Source organism: Pseudomonas weihenstephanensis (assembly GCF_001043055.1).
Taxonomy (GTDB): domain Bacteria; phylum Pseudomonadota; class Gammaproteobacteria; order Pseudomonadales; family Pseudomonadaceae; genus Aquipseudomonas; species Aquipseudomonas weihenstephanensis.
The window spans coordinates 70,029-86,563 of sequence record NZ_JYLF01000006.1 but is presented as its reverse complement, the minus strand read 5'-3'; the positions used below and the strand labels follow the sequence as shown (position 1 = coordinate 86,563).

Annotated in this window: 16 protein-coding genes, 1 tRNA gene and 1 pseudogene; 6 read left to right on the top strand and 12 right to left on the bottom strand. The window is 57.3% G+C overall.

Features of this window, described 5'->3' with window-relative positions:
• Positions 1-14 precede the first annotated feature (14 nt).
• The gene (gene poxB, locus TU86_RS15420) at positions 15-1,736 is read left to right on the top strand and encodes a ubiquinone-dependent pyruvate dehydrogenase (protein ID WP_048365196.1); all 1,722 of its coding nucleotides are present in this window, start codon (positions 15-17) and stop codon (positions 1,734-1,736) included.
• A 64-nt stretch (positions 1,737-1,800) separates the two neighbouring features.
• Here the strand turns inward: poxB and TU86_RS15415 are convergent, their stop codons facing one another.
• The 4 genes from TU86_RS15415 to TU86_RS15400 form a co-directional block, all read right to left on the bottom strand.
• A complete protein-coding gene (locus tag TU86_RS15415; RefSeq protein WP_048365195.1) occupies positions 1,801-3,249 on the bottom strand; it encodes a c-type cytochrome in 1,449 nt (482 codons plus the stop codon).
• 2 nt (positions 3,250-3,251) lie between these two features.
• Positions 3,252-4,841 carry a GMC family oxidoreductase gene (locus TU86_RS15410; protein WP_048365194.1) on the bottom strand — a complete coding sequence of 530 codons (1,590 nt, stop codon included), beginning with the start codon at positions 4,839-4,841 and terminating at the stop codon, positions 3,252-3,254.
• Positions 4,842-4,855: 14 nt separating this feature from the next.
• Positions 4,856-5,392 (bottom strand): sugar dehydrogenase complex small subunit, encoded by a 537-nt coding sequence (locus TU86_RS15405; protein WP_082149303.1) that lies wholly within the window; start codon positions 5,390-5,392, stop codon positions 4,856-4,858.
• A gap of 342 nt (positions 5,393-5,734) precedes the next feature.
• Positions 5,735-6,172: a hypothetical protein gene (locus tag TU86_RS15400; RefSeq protein ID WP_048365192.1), complete on the bottom strand. Its 438-nt coding sequence runs from the start codon at positions 6,170-6,172 to the stop codon at positions 5,735-5,737.
• A 599-nt stretch (positions 6,173-6,771) separates the two neighbouring features.
• Between TU86_RS15400 and TU86_RS15395 the strand changes: the two genes are divergently transcribed.
• From TU86_RS15395 to map, 3 genes are all read left to right on the top strand, one after another.
• Entirely contained in the window at positions 6,772-8,319 is a 1,548-nt protein-coding gene (locus tag TU86_RS15395; RefSeq protein ID WP_048365191.1) for a TerC family protein, read from the top strand.
• Between the two features lie 139 nt (positions 8,320-8,458).
• Positions 8,459-8,719 carry a ParD-like family protein gene (locus TU86_RS15390; protein WP_048365190.1) on the top strand — a complete coding sequence of 87 codons (261 nt, stop codon included), beginning with the start codon at positions 8,459-8,461 and terminating at the stop codon, positions 8,717-8,719.
• On the top strand, positions 8,716-9,507 hold the full coding sequence (map, locus tag TU86_RS15385; RefSeq protein WP_048365189.1) for a type I methionyl aminopeptidase: 792 nt from the start codon (positions 8,716-8,718) through the stop codon (positions 9,505-9,507). The genes TU86_RS15390 and map overlap by 4 nt, the downstream gene beginning before the upstream one ends.
• Before the next feature lie 130 nt (positions 9,508-9,637).
• Here map and TU86_RS15380 read toward each other — a convergent pair.
• From TU86_RS15380 to dapA, 6 genes and pseudogenes are all read right to left on the bottom strand, one after another.
• Positions 9,638-9,847: pseudogene (locus tag TU86_RS15380) on the bottom strand (site-specific integrase); the annotation flags it as partial.
• A 120-nt stretch (positions 9,848-9,967) separates the two neighbouring features.
• Positions 9,968-10,057: transfer RNA gene (locus tag TU86_RS15375), tRNA-Ser, on the bottom strand.
• Positions 10,058-10,150: 93 nt separating this feature from the next.
• Positions 10,151-10,864, bottom strand: a complete 714-nt coding sequence (purC, locus tag TU86_RS15370) for a phosphoribosylaminoimidazolesuccinocarboxamide synthase (RefSeq protein ID WP_048365187.1) — start codon at positions 10,862-10,864, stop codon at positions 10,151-10,153.
• Between the two features lie 28 nt (positions 10,865-10,892).
• Positions 10,893-11,651 carry an MBL fold metallo-hydrolase gene (locus TU86_RS15365; protein WP_048365186.1) on the bottom strand — a complete coding sequence of 253 codons (759 nt, stop codon included), beginning with the start codon at positions 11,649-11,651 and terminating at the stop codon, positions 10,893-10,895.
• Between the two features lie 4 nt (positions 11,652-11,655).
• Positions 11,656-12,771 carry an outer membrane protein assembly factor BamC gene (bamC, locus tag TU86_RS15360; protein WP_048365185.1) on the bottom strand — a complete coding sequence of 372 codons (1,116 nt, stop codon included), beginning with the start codon at positions 12,769-12,771 and terminating at the stop codon, positions 11,656-11,658.
• A 17-nt stretch (positions 12,772-12,788) separates the two neighbouring features.
• Positions 12,789-13,667: a 4-hydroxy-tetrahydrodipicolinate synthase gene (gene dapA, locus TU86_RS15355; protein WP_048365184.1), complete on the bottom strand. Its 879-nt coding sequence runs from the start codon at positions 13,665-13,667 to the stop codon at positions 12,789-12,791.
• A gap of 325 nt (positions 13,668-13,992) precedes the next feature.
• Here dapA and TU86_RS15350 point away from each other — a divergent pair, with 325 nt between their 5' ends.
• Both TU86_RS15350 and TU86_RS15345 read left to right on the top strand, forming a co-directional pair.
• Complete coding sequence (locus tag TU86_RS15350) at positions 13,993-14,553, top strand: glycine cleavage system transcriptional repressor (RefSeq protein ID WP_048365183.1); 561 nt, start codon at positions 13,993-13,995, stop codon at positions 14,551-14,553.
• 12 nt (positions 14,554-14,565) lie between these two features.
• Positions 14,566-15,039, top strand: coding sequence for a peroxiredoxin (locus tag TU86_RS15345; RefSeq protein ID WP_048365182.1), 474 nt, complete (start codon positions 14,566-14,568; stop codon positions 15,037-15,039).
• A 49-nt stretch (positions 15,040-15,088) separates the two neighbouring features.
• Here TU86_RS15345 and queF read toward each other — a convergent pair whose 3' ends face one another.
• Both queF and copI read right to left on the bottom strand, forming a co-directional pair.
• A complete protein-coding gene (gene queF, locus TU86_RS15340; protein ID WP_048365181.1) occupies positions 15,089-15,919 on the bottom strand; it encodes an NADPH-dependent 7-cyano-7-deazaguanine reductase QueF in 831 nt (276 codons plus the stop codon).
• A gap of 81 nt (positions 15,920-16,000) precedes the next feature.
• Complete coding sequence (gene copI, locus TU86_RS15335; RefSeq protein WP_048365180.1) at positions 16,001-16,522, bottom strand: copper-resistant cuproprotein CopI; 522 nt, start codon at positions 16,520-16,522, stop codon at positions 16,001-16,003.
• Between the last annotated feature and the right edge of the window lie 13 nt (positions 16,523-16,535).

Here is a 16,535-nt window from a genome sequence, read left to right as displayed (position 1 = left end):
TCGAGGAGTTCCCCATGGCCCGAACGGTTGCTGATTTCATCACCGAAACCCTGCAAGAAGCTGGCGTCAAACGTGTGTTTGGCGTGGTGGGGGACTCGTTGAACGCCTTTACTGATTCATTGCGCCGTCAGGAGCAGATTGAATGGATCCATATGCGCAACGAAGAAGCCGCGGCGTTTGCGGCAGGCGCCGAAGCGCACCTGACGGGTGAGCTGGCGGTCTGCGCCGGCAGTTGCGGCCCCGGCAACCTGCATTTGATCAACGGTCTGTTCGACGCCCATCGCAGCGGCGTGCCGGTGCTGGCGCTGGCTGCCCATATACCCAGCAGCGAAATCGGCATTGATTATTTCCAGGCCACACACCCCGAAAGCCTGTTTAAAGAGTGCAGCCATTACGTTGAGCTGGTCTCGCACCCTGAGCAATTGCCGCAGATTCTTGAGCGCGCCATGCGCATGGCCATCGCCAAACGCGGCGTGGCGGTGGTGGTGATTCCAGGGGATGTGGCACTGCAAGCCACTGACGCCAAAGTGCCCCACTGGCTGAAACCCGCCGCACCAATGATTCGCCCCGCCGATACCGAAATCGATCAGCTGGCAGCGTTTCTCAACACGGGCAAAAAAGTCACCCTGCTCTGCGGCGCCGGCTGCGCCGGGGCGCACACCGAAATCCTGGCCCTGGCCGAACGTTTGAAAGCCCCCATCGTGCACGCACTGCGCGGCAAGGAGCATGTCGAATACGACAACCCATACGACGTGGGCATGACCGGTTTGATCGGCTTTGCATCTGGTTATAAAGCCATGATGAATTGCGACACGCTGTTGATGCTGGGGACGAACTTTCCCTATCGCCAGTTTTATCCCGAGCACGGCAACATTGCGCAAATCGACTTGCGCGCCGAAGCCTTGGGCAATCGCTGCCCATTACAACTGGGACTGATCGGTGACGTGAAGCTGACCTTGCAGGCGGTGCTGCCCGGCGTGGCCCAGAACCCGGACAGCAAACACCTGGAGGCTGCGCTCAACGACTACAAAAAGTCCCGCGAGGACCTCGATGCGTTGGCCGAAAGCGGCCCGAACAGCGACATCATTCACCCGCAATACCTCAATCGACTGGTCAGCGAGCTGGCCGCAGAAGACGCGATTTTCACCTGTGACGTGGGCACGCCGACTGCGTGGGCCGCACGCTACCTGAAAATGAACGGCAAACGCCGTCTGGTCGGCTCGTTCAACCACGGCTCAATGGCCAACGCCATGCTGCAAGCAATTGGCGCACAAGCGGCCTTCCCTCATCGACAAGTAATTTCCATGTCGGGGGATGGCGGTTTCACCATGATGATGGGCGACTTTCTGACACTCAATCAGGTGGGCTTGCCGGTCAAAGTCATTGTGCTCAACAACGGCACGCTGGGTTTTGTCGAGATGGAGATGAAAGCTGCGGGTTTCCCTGACGTAGGCTGCGACCTGAAAAACCCCAATTTTGCAGCAATGGCTCAGGCGATGGGGGTCAAGGGCATACGCGTCGAACATCCGTCTGAACTGGAAGCCGCCTTGCGCGAAGCTTTCAGCCACGACGGCCCGGTGTTGGTGGACGTGATCAGTGCGCGCCAGGAACTGGTGATGCCGCCGACCAAGACCTTCGAGCAGGCCAAAGGATTCAGCCTGTTTATGCTCAAAACCGTGATGGACGGCCGGGCACGCGAGTTGATCGATCTGGCCAAGGTCAATCTGTGGCGTTGAGTGTATCTGGCGCATAAAAAAACCCTTGGGTCATGACCCAAGGGTTTGGTTTGAGCGCTCTGTATTAGCGTGAATGAAAGCGCCGATTCAGAGCGTTTTTCTTCTCGAGGATTTTACGCTCGCGCTTGCGTTTAACCCGTGCCAGCACCAGCCAACACACCATTGCCACGCCCAGCACACCGCCCAGCCACAGCACATAAGGCATGGCCTTGACCAACAAGGGCACGTCGCCGCCACGTCGCAGTTGAGCAACCTCTTGTTCGCTGACGTTGAGCGCGGGATTGCCGAAACGTTGCAGGCTGTAATTGGCGATCGCCGCAATCTGCTGATCATTCAAATCACCGCCCAACGCGGGCATGTTGACCTCAAGGTCGGCCCCTTTGCGGCTAATGCCTTCAATGATGGCCATGACCAGATTGTTCGGCTGGCCGCCGGTCAGGGCAGTGTTTTGGCTCAACGAAGGGTAAAACGCGTCCGCTGTGCCTTGTCCGTCACGGCCGTGGCAGCTGGCGCAGGCGGCGTTGTACAGGCGTGCGCCGTCAGTTTCAGAGGCATTGGCCAACGAAGCCTGATCACCCTGCCCGACTTCCAGTGTGGTCATGTCCACAGGCACGACCGTGCGTGGAGCATTGAGCACCGGGTGTGTACTGGCAATCGCCGGCACGGTTTTCAGGTAGCTCGCCATCGCGTGCAAATCGCCATCACTCAAAAAGCGCAGGCTGTTTTCTACCGCTTCCGCCATGCCCCCGGCCGCTTGCGCTTTGTTGGTGACATGACCGTTTTTCAGGAAGCCCGCCAGCTCATCATTGCTCCAGCTGCCAATGCCCGAGGCTTGATCGGAGGTGATGTTGGGCGCTACCCAACCGCCCAGCGCGGCACCTGCCAAATATCGGCTGCTGTCTTCTGCCATAAACGCGTTGCGCGGCGTGTGGCAAGCGCCGCAGTGGCCCAGCGTGTCGACCAGGTATTGCCCGCGCTTGAGCGGCTCGTCAGCATCGGCAGGCCACGTCGCACTCGACGCATCAAGGAACAACAGGTTCCAGCCAAACATTAACGCGCGCACATTGAACGGGAACGCCAGTTCGGTAGCGGGCACCGCCTTGTCGACCGGTTTCACACCATGTTGCAAATACACATACAAGGCGTGAATGTCCGCATCGCTCATGCCTTGATACGCGGTATAGGGCATGGCCGGGTAAAGGTGCTGGCCTTTTGCATTGACGCCTTTGCGCAACGCGTCAGCCAATTGCTGCTCGGTATAGTCGCCAATGCCGTGGGTCTTGGAGGGCGTGATGTTGCTGCTGATGATGCGACCCATAGGCGAATCAATCGCATAGCCGCCCGAAAATAGCGCACCACCCTGCTCCACTGTGCGGTGACAAGCGCCGCAGTCAGCCGCACGCGCCACATATTCGCCCTGCTTGATCAGCGCGGCGTTGTCTTCACTGGCCATCGCGCTCAGCGACACCACAAAAGCGGCAAGCGGCAGCAGACGTAAGGTCTTCAGGTTCATGCTCAGACTTCTCGCGCAATGATGTCGGCCAGACGTATGCTCAGCGCAACGCCCGTCAGGGTCGGGTTAATGGTGCCCGAGGCCGGAATCACTCCGGTGGTGGCCAAAAACAGGTTGGAATGGTCGAAGGTGCGGCACTCGTGGTTAACCACCGAATCTTTGGCATCACTGCCCATGATCACGGTACCCATCAAGTGGTCGCGGTTCTGCCAGCCCGTGTTGTTTTCGACGACCGTGCCGCCCATGAGCTTCACGAAGTCGGCGTAGTCCGCGTCGACCCCAGGCTTGGCGGCTTTGACGTAATCACCCACGTCGTAATTGACCACCAACATCGGTATGCCCAGTGCATCTTTGCGCGTGGTGCTCGCACGCACGGTGTTGCTGGCCAGCGGCAGGGTTTCATACACGGTCGACACATCTACCCAGCGAGCAGCGTCGTGACGAATACGTTCATCCAGTTCCTTTCCGAAGATACCTTGTTCGATCAAACGCCCGGCCACGGCCATGTTGGGCACATTGTTGGCAAACGCATGCTTGACCGATGCCCGCTCTTTGCGGAACTCGCCATCACGGCGGTTAAAGATACCGCCCTGCTGCACGGCACCACGCCCCGGCCACACGGGTTCATCGGCCAGAAATTGCAGCCCCTGGCCGGTGTGGTCCATCAGGTTGCGTCCTACTTGATCCGACGAATTGGCCACGTCCGAAATCAGCAGCAGCTTGGGGGTTTCCAGGCCATTGGCGGCCACCACGAAATACTTCGCGCTCAGGCGCACATCATCGCCATTGGAGGAGCGGTAATGCACCGCGACAATTTTGCCGTCTGCGCCTTTTTCCAACTGATACGCCGTGGCGTCAGTCAGCAGCTTGGCACCTGCTTGCACAGCATGCTTGGCGTGAACATCGCCGCTGTACATCGCACCAATGGGGCACACCGGCATGCAGTTGTTATTGCCGCTGCACGCCGGGCGACTGTCATAAGGCGTGGTCGCACGGCCATTGGGCTCATGCAAAAACACATAACCGGCAGGCGCCAACCGTGCGCGCAGCCGCTGGAACAGGTAGGTGTCGCCCTCAGGCGGCATCGGATAAGGCGTGGACCGCGGCGGGAATGCGCCGCCGTTGTGGCCACTCTGGTCCTGCGTGTCACTGCCACAAACACCCAGCGCCACTTCAGCCCGGGCGTAATAAGGTTCCAGCTCGCTGTATTCCATTGGCCAATCACGGCCCACGCCATACAGGCTGTTGAGCTTCATGTCGTTAGGTAGATAGCGCCAGCAGGCCGCAGCCCAATGCCAGGTCGTACCGCCTACCAGCTTCAACATGCCGGGGCGAAACTCGAACGAACCTATGTTCTCGATGTACTGCTCGTCGTAGGAATGACGCGCCCACGGCTCGTTTGGGTACGGCGAGTTGTAATTGCTTTTGTTCGATGAGTTACGAAAGTTCTCGACGATTTTCCAGCGGGGAATGTGCTCACCCGCCTCCAGAATAATCACCGACTTGCCCTGTTTGGCCAATTCAAAAGCCGCGTTGCTGCCCAAGGCTCCGGACCCAACAACAATGACATCAGCATCAAAGACCTGACTCATGGGTACCCCTTGTATTAATCGTTGGCGACGGTAGACGGCGGGTTAACCCAATAGTTGGTATGCCCCCGCGAATAGGTCGGAATCACAGTGGCATCCAGCGTCGGCGTATAGGCCAACGCACCAGTGAATGTCACCAGCTCGGTGTCGTCTACCGCTCTTAGGCTGACAGGGGTGCCGGTGTAACCCAGGTACCAGGCACGGACGATCTTTTGCACGGTGTCTTTGTGAACCGGGTCTTGATAGATCGGACTGCTGCGCAGCAGACCCGCATGGCTCAAGCCTTGTTGCTGAATCTGGCCCCACAGCGATTTCATCTTGTCGGCAAAGGCCGGGTCAGCTTCGGTGCAACGGGTGAGCACACGTTGCGCAAGGCTTGCATCAAGCGACTCGCGTTCAGTGAGGAACAATGAAAGCTGGAGCAGTTGCTCTGCATCCGTCGTGGCCGCCTGGCTGACTTGCTGTGCCAGAGCCGCACCGATCCATGAAGAGGTGAGAAGGCCGACACCCGTTAAGGTGGCGCCCGTGGACAATAACGTTCTGCGCGATATCACATAAATCTCCTTGACCGCCAAGCATCACACACGTGCCAAATGGCAGGCATCTCGACCTTGAACTAATCAGGTTGTTACAAAAAATGTATGAAACATCCTACAGTGCTTTGCTCACCTATTCATGAAAGTTGCCCTCCCCCACGCCTATCAACCTTTCACACAGCCACTCAATACGAAATATTATTATTTGACGCCACTGTTTCACGCTGCGCTTAAACGCAAACAGCCCACCCAGGTGGACTGTTTTATTCGCTGGCCGTTGCTCCGATGCGCGAAGCAAAAGCGCGTACATTGCGTTGTTACTTCTCTGCCCCGGCACTGTGCAAACCGAGGCATTGAAGGTTAACGAATACTACGAATATTGCCTTTGTTGCCTTTAACCGTCACAGACACTTTTTTGAACACGACATAGCTTTGTTCGCTGACTTCGTAGCGTGGGGCAATGATCAGGTCCGCGCCGGAGTTTTTCACTGCCTTATAGGTTGCTGCCGATTTAACCGCACTCACAGGGTCGAGAGCGCCGCCCAGACCACCGCCCGTGCTGCCACCGTACTCAACGCCATCGGCAAATTCGCTGTCACCACCAAACTTGAAAATGCCGAACAGAACGTTCACCGAAGACTGGCCCGTGATGGTCTCACCGACAGCGACATCTGCCTTCAGGTCAGCTTTGACCACGCTGTCGATAGGCGACGATGGCTGGCTTGCGTTGTAGCTCACACAACCGCCAGAGAGTGCAATGGCCACGGACAATGTTGCAAACTTCATCAACTTTTTCAAAACGGTACTTCCTTACTACTGATTAGTTTTATGTGCCTTGAGTGGGTTCAAGGTCCCGTTTAAATCGGGTGCCGGACAGTAGCCCAGGCCAACTAAGTGGGTAATAAGACGATTCTTAAAGCCCCCCTACTTTTGAAATGTTCAGGGGCTTTTTCAAACATGAATCCTTTCAGCCGCACACTAAAAGTACTAACGACTTTATAAGTTCCGCTCTCAGGCTCATTAATGTGCTTACCGTATTTTCTTTTTCACCCCCCCACCAAGCCCCTCAACCGGTTAAATTTTGTAATAACTGCGCCCATCAAAAAACCCAAAAAACGCTGTAGTCTTGCCTCCCCTATTTCACAACAGGTCTATATGAACACCCTCCTGGAGCCTCCCAGTCGCTTCTTTGCAACACCCGCCCTTGCGCGCCTCCTTCCAACGCTGCGCTATAATCTGTCGCACCCACGCCGCATTGCTGTGGCTTTGTGTATCACAGGTTCTCTAGCCCATTGCTTACCCCCAAAAAAAATGCCGCGCTTAAGCGTGCATGACGCTAGAGCTGTGGCCACACGGTCATCCGTTTCTCATTTTGCGCACGAGGTTGACTGATCATTATGGAATGGATTGCAGATCCTACGGCCTGGCTTGGCCTGCTGACGCTGATCGTGCTGGAGCTGGTGCTCGGTATCGACAACCTGGTGTTTATTGCCATTCTGGCTGACAAGCTCCCGCCCGAGCAGCGCGACCGGGCCCGCGTCATCGGTCTGTCGTTGGCGTTGTTGATGCGCCTGGGCCTGCTGGCCAGTATTTCGTGGATGGTGACCCTCACCGAACCTTTGTTTGAGGTGTTCGACAAGGTGTTCTCGGGCCGTGACCTGATCATGCTGTTCGGCGGCCTGTTCCTGTTGTTCAAGGCCACGATGGAGTTGCATGAGCGTCTCGAAGGCCATGTCGCCGAACGCACATCAAACACGACCTACGCCATGTTCTGGCCGATCGTGGCGCAAATCGTGGTATTGGACGCGGTTTTCTCGCTCGATGCGGTGATCACCGCTGTAGGCATGGTCGAACACTTGTCGGTGATGATGATCGCGGTCGTGTTCTCCATCGGCTTGATGATGCTGGCCAGCAAACCACTCACCCGTTTCGTCAACAGCCACCCCACCGTGATCATGCTGTGCCTGGGCTTTTTGATGATGATCGGCTTCAGCCTCACGGCCGAAGGGTTGGGTTTCCACATTCCGAAGGGTTATCTGTATGCGGCCATTGGCTTCTCGATTGTGATCGAGCTGTTCAACCAGATCGCCCGCGCCCGACGCAAAAAAAGCCTGCACGGCATGCGCCCCATGCGTGAGCGCACGGCGCACGCGGTGATGCGCCTGTTGAGCGGCCGCACACTGCAAGCCGATGAGGTGGACGACGAGATTGCGGACATGCTCGACGGTGGCCAGACCAAACACGTGTTTCATCGACGTGAGCGGATCATGATCAGCGGTGTGCTGCAACTGGCCGAGCGCCCAATACGCAGTGTCATGACCCCGCGTAGCGACATCGACCATATCGACCTGGCCGATTCAGCAGAAACTATTCGTACAACGCTGATGCATTCGTCGTACTCCCGACTGCCGCTAATTCGCGAAGGCCGTATCGATGAACCGCTGGGATTTATTCATAAGAAAGAACTGCTCAAGGAGCTGCTCGCGGGCAATCAACCCAACCTTGAGGCCATGGCACGAAAAACCATCAACTTGCTAGACAGCTTCACGATCCTCAATGCTTTGGAGCAAATGCGCAAAGAGTCGACGCACATTGCGTTCGTAGTAAACGAGTTCGGGGATTTCCTCGGCATTCTGACCATGACCGACATTTTGGAGTCGATTGCCGGTGAACTGCCGGACGCCAGTGAAATAGACGGCCCGGGCATTGAGGTGCTCGGTGACGGCTACCTGGTCAGCGGTGCCGTGAACCTGAACCAGGTGCGCGAGCGTACGGGGTTTCCTGCACAAGGTACGGACGATTACCACACGCTGGCCGGCATGGTCATGAGTCTGCTGGACCGTTTGCCGATGAAGGGCGATCGGGTTGAGTGGCAAGGCTGGGACTTGACCGTCACTGAGGTCGAAGAACGCCGTGTGACTCGCGTTCACCTGTCAAAAACATAAGGTAAACCTTCCCTTGCAGCGCATTCACTTATTGGCTGCAAGGGCTGGCCCGTCACATGCGGTCATTGGCCCGCCCTTTCGCTTACCCCTCAGCATCGACTAATATACGTTTCATATGCATTTCATATTGGACGTACCGATGGGCATCGTAAAAATCTCTGACCACATGCACGAAAATCTGCGACTCGCCAGCGATGCGCTGAGCCGCTCAATCAACGCTCAAGCCGAACACTGGATGCGCATCGGCATGCTGACTGAGCTGCACCCCAACCTGGACCACAACCAAATCTGCCGTTTGCTGATCCGCGCCGAAGTGGCTGGCGGTCTGGATCTCAAGCAGTTGAGCGGACTGGTTCAAGACGCAAACGTTATCGAAATCGCTTCGCAGGCCGACCAATGAAAACCCACGTCACAATCAATACCCCGGCTCAAATTGCCCAATCCAAAGTTGCCGGAAAACTGGCCGCAGAAGTATTAGCGATGATCGCGGACCATGTGAAGCCGGGGGTTACCACCGACCAACTGGACCAGATCTGCCACGACTACATCGTCAATGTGCAAAAAGCCATACCGGGCAACGTGGGCTATCACGGTTTCCCGAAAACCGTGTGCACCTCCGTCAACGACGTGGTCTGCCACGGCATTCCCTCTGCCAGCCCGTTAAAAGACGGCGACATCATCAATATCGACATCGCCGTGGTCAAAGATGGCTGGTATGGCGACACCAGCCGCATGTATTTCGTGGGTGAGCCAAGCCCCGAAGCGCGTCACTTGGTCAAAACCACCTACGATGCCATGTGCGCAGGCATCCGCGTGGTGCGTCCCGGCGCTACGTTGGGCGACATTGGCCACGCCATTCAAAGCCTTGCCGAAAAAGAAGGCTTCAGTGTGGTACGTGAATACTGCGGCCACGGCATCGGCAAGGTGTACCACGACGAGCCGCAAGTGCTGCATTACGGTTATCCGGGCCAAGGCATGAAACTCAAGACCGGCATGATCTTCACCATCGAACCCATGCTCAACGCTGGCAAGCGCCACGTAAAAACCCTGACGGATCACTGGACGGTCGTCACCAAAGACCAATCGCTGTCAGCCCAGTGGGAACACATGGTCGCCGTAACGGACGACGGGTTTGAACTGCTCAGCCCGTGGCCTGACCAGGTGGCGGAGTACCCTGCGATTAGTTGAGGCGAAATCTGCGCGAGCCAGTAAGCACGCTGAAGATTTGCCTACTGATCGACAGCCGATACAAACGACTGAGGCCTTGAGCTTAGAAACATTGTGGGGTTCAGGTACGGTGAAATAGAACCTTGTCCCTGTCGTTCTGATATCGCGTTAAAGCGTCCTTGAGCGTTGTGCTCTCAGCTTCTCGTATATCCACAATACGGGCACGCGACATGTCGCCTTCCACTTCGGCAGCCCACCGCTGGGCTTCTGCCTTGGTATCAAAGGTCGCTGAAAGTGCTGGGTATCCTTTGCGGCGAATCTGGGCTCGCCAAGCATCACCGCGTTTTTCGTAATAGGCCATTTAGGGGATCAAATCGAATCCCTGGGGGAATATCACGCTCCCCCACTCCCCCAAATTGCCCCCAAACGAAAAAGCCCCTGAAATGTTTAACCATTTCAGGGGCTTAGTCGTATTCAATAATGGCGGAGAGATAGGGATTCGAACCCTAGGTACTGTCGCCAGTACAACGGATTTCGAATCCGTCCCATTCGGCCACTCTGGCATCTCTCCAACGGCGCGCATCATAACAGTTGTTTTGATTTAGGCAAACCTTATTTTTCAAAAAAACTGCGTGCTATCAGATGCTTGCGCGTTTTTTACGGTTTAAAGCGGTACACCCAGACGCTGTGCAACTTCTTCGTAAGCTTCGATCACGCCGCCCAGACCCTGGCGGAAGCGGTCTTTGTCCATTTTCTTGCCGGTGGCCTTGTCCCACAGGCGGCAGCCGTCCGGGCTGAATTCGTCGCCCAGCACGATGGAACCATCGTGGAAAACACCAAACTCCAGTTTGAAGTCGACCAGCATCAGGCCAGCCTCATCGAACAGCTTGTTAAGTACGTCGTTAACCTTGAGCGAGAGTTCTTTCATGCGAACCAGTTGCTCGGCCGTGCCCCAACCAAACGCCACGACGTGGGATTCGTTGATGAACGGGTCGCCCTTGGCGTCGTCTTTAAGGAACAGTTCGAAGGTGTAGGGGTTGAGCTTCATGCCCTCTTCCACGCCCAGGCGCTTGACCAGGCTACCTGCCGCGTAGTTACGCACAACGCACTCGACGGGGATCATGTCGAGTTTTTTGACCAGGCATTCGTTGTCGCCCAGCAGTTTGTCGAATTGAGTCGGTACGCCGGCTTCTTCGAGTTTGCGCATGATGAAGGCGTTGAACTTGTTGTTCACCATACCTTTGCGATCAAGCTGCTCAATACGCTTGCCGTCGAACGCCGAGGTGTCGTTGCGAAACAGCAGGATCAGGCGGTTTTCGTCATCGGTCTTGTAAACCGATTTCGCTTTACCGCGATAGAGTTCTTCACGTTTTTCCATGATGGGCTCCGCATGCTAAGTAGGTGGGCTAGGCGATTGTGCGCCAGTCGAGCCCTGAATCTTGATCGGCCAATTGCAGCCAGTCCGGGTCGCACCCCAGGGTGTCGACAAAACATTGCCGGGCCAGCTGCGGCAGGTTGTTCTTGCTGCTGAGGTGAGCCAGTACCAAGTGTTGCAGGTCTTGCCAGCCCAGCTCGGCCACCAGGCTTGCAGCCTGATGGTTGTTCAAATGTCCTTCCTGGCCGCCTACCCGCTGTTTTAAAAAATACGGGTAGTGACCACGGGCAAGCATGTCGCGACAATGGTTGGCTTCGATCATCAACGCATCCAGACCACGGTAACTGTCCAGTACCCCGTCACAGTACGACCCCAGATCAGTCAACAAGCCAAAGCGTCGCTGACCATCACTGAAGACGTATTGCGTGGGTTCTTGGGCATCATGCGCAACCCGGGTGACGCTGATGCTCAACGCGCCTATCTGCAGCATCTCGCCGCCTGCCACGAAGCCTGCAGGCTCAAGCGGTTTGCGCATCCCGCGCTGGGTGCCACGGCTCATGTACACCGGCAAATTGTAACGCCGAGACAGTAAACCCACGCCATGCACGTGATCGGCATGTTCGTGGGTTACCAGAATCGCGCTCAGTTGGTGTGGGCTAACCCCCAACCGAACCAGACGGCGCTCGGTTTCTCGCAAGGAGAAACCGCAATCGACCAGTACATACGTGCTGTCGCTGGCTATCAGCGTGCCATTCCCTTGGCTACCACTGCCGAGAACGGCAAAACGCATAAGGTCAGCCCAGGTTGTCTTGGATCACGCCCAACACTTTGCGCGCCATTTCTGGCGAGGCAACGGTGTTGATGTTTTCTTCGACCGTCACCTGTACCGCATCGCCAACCTTGCTCAGGCGAACCTGATAACGCTGAGCTCGGGCTTCAACTTCTTCCTTGTCCGGTTTGCTGCCAAAAAGTCCGGCGAAGAAGCCAGGCTTCTCGTCTTTCTTCTGGGCTTTTTCGGCCAGGTTGATGTAGTAAAGGCCCAAGGTGCGGTTGATGTCTTCAACGCGCCATTCGCCTTGCTCAAGCGCGCGGCCAACACTGGACCAGGCACGGTCCAGGTCTTCGTTGAGGGTCAACACCGGGTTGCCGCTGCCGTCTTCGCTCAAGGTGACGCGTGTCGGGGTATCGAAGTCTCGTGCCGCCAGCAGCGACACAGTGCCGCCCTTGTCCGCGCTGCGGCTCATGCTGATCAGCATTTCGTCGACCAGTGCCGCGTCCAGACCGGTGTTAACCGAGCGGTTGGTGAAGTCGACATTGGCCGTGCTGCCCGCAGGACGGTTGGCACTGACCACATACACTTCGCTGGTGTTGCGCTGCACGCCTGGCTCGATGCGCACCCGAAGACGGGTTTCGCTGTCGGCGGCCAGACCGCTGCTGCCCAAGTGGCGCGCCATCGGTGCAGACAACTCGCTCGCGCCCTGCCAGATCGTCGTGAACTCGCCGGTTTGCGGGCGCTGCTCGTCAATGCGAAAGCCATTGTCCTGGAAGAATTGCAATGCCAGAGGCCACACCTCGGACGGCGCACGCTGCGCCATCAGCCAACGGCTGTCGCCGCTTTTTTGCAGGCTGAAATCGCTGGCACTGGAAGTCGCCACCAAAGGTTGCGGGCGTGGCACTTCAAACTCACCCTTGATGTTGTCATTGGGCACGTTGCTCGGGATCGGCAACAGTGGCACCAGGCGCTTGTCAGTCTGGACACCCGGCGGCAACTGCATGGGCGCTGTTTGTTGCGCTTCCAGGTAATCACTGCCACGGTCCCGGAAGTAACCCTCTGGACCCCACAGCCAACCGCAGCCGCTGGTGCTTGAAATAATCACGGCTAGTGCGGAAAGTCCGGCCAATCGCTTCATGCGTAGTGCTTCCTCAATTAAACCAATACGCCGCATTGGCGCAGGGCCTGACGCAGCGGTTCGTGGCAGGCTTCGCTGAGCCAGGTGAGCGGCAGACGGATACCGTCCGGCATCAAGCCCATCTCATGCAGCGCCCACTTCACGGGGATAGGGTTGGATTCGATAAACAGGGTTTTATTGAGCGGCATCAGCTTTTCGTGGATTTCACGGGCTTTGACTGCGTCGCCGGCCATTGCCGCCGCACACAGGTCACTCATGGCACGCGGCGCAACGTTGGCGGTGACCGAGATGTTGCCCTTGCCGCCGAGCAGGATCAGCTCAACCGCGGTGGCATCATCGCCCGAGTACACCAGAAAGTCGCTGCTGACACTGGCCAGGATGTCCTTGGCGCGTTGCAGGTCGCCGGTGGCTTCCTTGATACCGATGATGTTTGGCACGGTCGACAGGCGCACGACCGTGGCAGGCAACATGTCGCACGCCGTACGGCCGGGCACGTTGTACAGGATCTGTGGAATGTCGACCGCTTCAGCGATGGTCTTGAAGTGCTGATACAAGCCTTCCTGGGTCGGCTTGTTGTAATACGGCGTGACCAGCAGGCACGCATCAGCGCCGGCCGCCTTCGCGTTCGTGGTCAGCTCGATCGCTTCACGCGTCGAGTTGGCGCCCGTACCGGCGATCACCGGAATACGTCCTGCGACTTGTTTGACAACGTGACGAATCACTTCGATGTGTTCGTTCACATCCAGCGTTGCCGATTCACCTGTAGTGCCAACGGCAACAATGGCGTTGGTGCCCTCTTGCAGGTGAAAGTCCACCAGTTTGCTCAGAGCGTCCCAATCCAGGCGACCTTGTGCATCCATAGGTGTGACCAGTGCCACCATACTGCCCGCAATCATGCAACCGCTCCTGCCGGAAAAAGAGAGCCGTAATGGTACTGGCGCCTTGACCCTTGCACAAGCAACAGCGCGCCCGATGAGCATTCCCCTTCGCGCTGCTTTTCGCTACCCTTCAGCCTTTGATGGGTACTGATGTGTGCATGAGCCTGTTTCCCTGATCCTTGTAACGCGCCCAAAGCCCCGCCCAAGCGCCACCACGCGTGGTTTGCAGCCAGTGCAAACCGTAGGTGACGGCCTTTTGTGGACACTGGGCGAGTCACAACTACCCGGGCCAGGCCACCCCTGCACCGCACGTACCGACCACTCATCGTTTTAGGAAGGCTGAATGTCCACCCCCTCAGTTCGCGAACAATTCCTTGTCATCAGTGCCCTTGGCGCCAACCCCATGGAGCTGACTAACGTCCTGTGCCGTGCCAGCCATGAAAATCGCTGCGCCGTCGTGACCTCACGCCTGACTCGCCACGGCGAGTGCAGTGCACTGGTCCTGGAAGTCACAGGTAGCTGGGATGCGCTGGCGCGCCTTGAGGCTGGCTTGCCAGCACTGGCTAAAAAACACGCTTTCACCGTCAATGTGGTGCGCAGCGCCGCGCTGGAAACCCGCCCGCAAGCTCTGCCCTACGTAGCCTATGTCAGCTCGGCTTACCGCCCTGACATCATTAATGAGCTGTGCCAGTTCTTCATCGACCACAACGTCGAGCTCGAAAACCTGACCTGCGACACCTACCAGGCCCCACAAACCGGCGGCACCATGCTCAATGCCACGTTCACCGTGACGCTGCCGGCAGGCGTGCAAATCAGCTGGTTGCGCGATCAGTTCCTCGATTTCGCCGATGCGCTGAACCTGGACGCACTGATCGAACCGTGGCGTCCGCAGAACCCAATGTAAGGAAACCACCTCATGGCCGTTGCAATTGACCAACCCGTAAGCGACTTCCAGATCCCGGCCACCAGCGACAAAACCGTCGCGCTGTCGGACCTCAAGGGCAAGCAGGTGGTGATTTACTTCTACCCAAAAGACAGCACGCCGGGTTGCACCACCGAAGGCCAAGGCTTTCGCGACCATTACGCGCAGTTTCAGGCCGCCAACACTGAGGTGTTTGGCGTGTCGCGTGACAGCCTCAAGTCCCATGAGAACTTCAAGGCCAAGCACGGTTTCCCGTTCGAGTTGCTGAGCGACAAGGATGAAGCCCTGTGCCAGCTTTTTGAGGTGATCAAGCTGAAAAAGCTGTACGGCAAAGAGTACCTGGGCGTGGATCGCAGCACGTTCTTGATCGACAAGGACGGTGTATTGCGTCACGCGTGGCGCGGCGTGAAAGTGCCAGGGCATGTTGAAGCCGTGCTGGAGCAGGCCAAGGCGCTGAATAACGGTTGAGGCGCTTTACCCTAACCCTGCGCAGAGGGTTAGGGTGAGGGCTTTGCCTTTACTGACGCACCAGTCGCACGTTTTTGAACGCCACGGTTTCGGTTGAGCGGTACGGGTTGATGTCCAGCCCGCCGCGACGCACGTAACGTGCGTACACAGTCAGTTTTTCGGGCTTGAGCAGGCGTTGCAGGTCAAGAAAGATGCGCTCCACACATTGCTCATGGAAGTCCGAGTGCTGGCGAAAGCTCACCAGGTACGCCAACAAACTGGCAGGGTCCAGCGCCGCGCCACGGTACTCGACCACCACGGTGCCCCAATCGGGCTGGCTCGTGACCGGGCAGTTGGATTTGAGCAAGTGGCTGTAGACGCTTTCTTCGACAATCCGCGAAGCGTCACACGCCAACAGCTCAGGACGCGGCTGCGCATAGTCGCTGACCGTGATGTCCAGATCATCAATGCACACACCCGGCAAAACACCTACGCCATCGGCCTGCACGTCATCCAGGCTGCGCACTCGCACGCTGACCGGTTTGCCAGAAGCGACTGACAAGTCGGCCTGCAACGTGGCGACAAGGCTTGGCGTGTCGGCAAACACGCTCTGGTTCAACGAGTTCAGGTACAGCTTGAACGATTTGGACTCAACGATATTGGGCGAGTCGGCAGCAAAGCAGAACTCACCAATGGCCACCACCGGCTTGCCCGAGGGCAGCAGCCACGACAGCTCAAAGCAGGTCCAATAATCGACCCCGACATAAGGCAACGTTTCGGCGCTTAGCCCCAGCTCTGCCCATTTCGCCGCACGCGGGATCGGGAACAGCAAGGACGGGGTGTAGGTACTGATGTATTCACTGGACTTGCCCAGCGGCGAATGTTCGGCTGCGGGATGCATGACAAAAACCTGGCTAGAAAAACCCGGCAATTCTATCGGGTTTACGCCCCGCTTTCAGCGCCCGTAGACGAACTTCCCGATTTAAGGGTCAACTTTAAGCGTGCCCACCATGCCTGCCTGATAGTGGCCGGGGATATTGCAGGCAAATTCAAGGTTGTCTGCCCGGCTGAACGTCCACGTCAGCTCAGCGGTTTTACCCGGTTCGACCAGCACGCTGTTCGGGTCGTCATGTTTCATACCGGCCATGCCCATCGCGCTGTGATCCATCCCATCGTGGCTCATGCCAGTAGGCGTCATTGCTGCGCTCTGCTGCATCTTGAGCATTTCTTTCTGGTGCGCGGCATGCATCGCGGCATCGCCCAGGTTGAATTCGTGCAGCAATTGGCCTTTATTCACCAGCACAAAGCGCACCGTCTCACCGGCCTTGACTTGCAGGGCCTTGGGCGTGAAGGCGATATCCGTCATGTCAACTTCTACCGTGCGCGTAGCACTTGCCGCCGACGCAGGCTGGCCAAACGTGTAAGTGCCAGCGGGTGAGGCAAGAGCCGAAACACTCAGCACCAGTAAACCACCCGCGAGAGCTAAACGATTTCGTAGGGTCATGCGAACTCCTGAA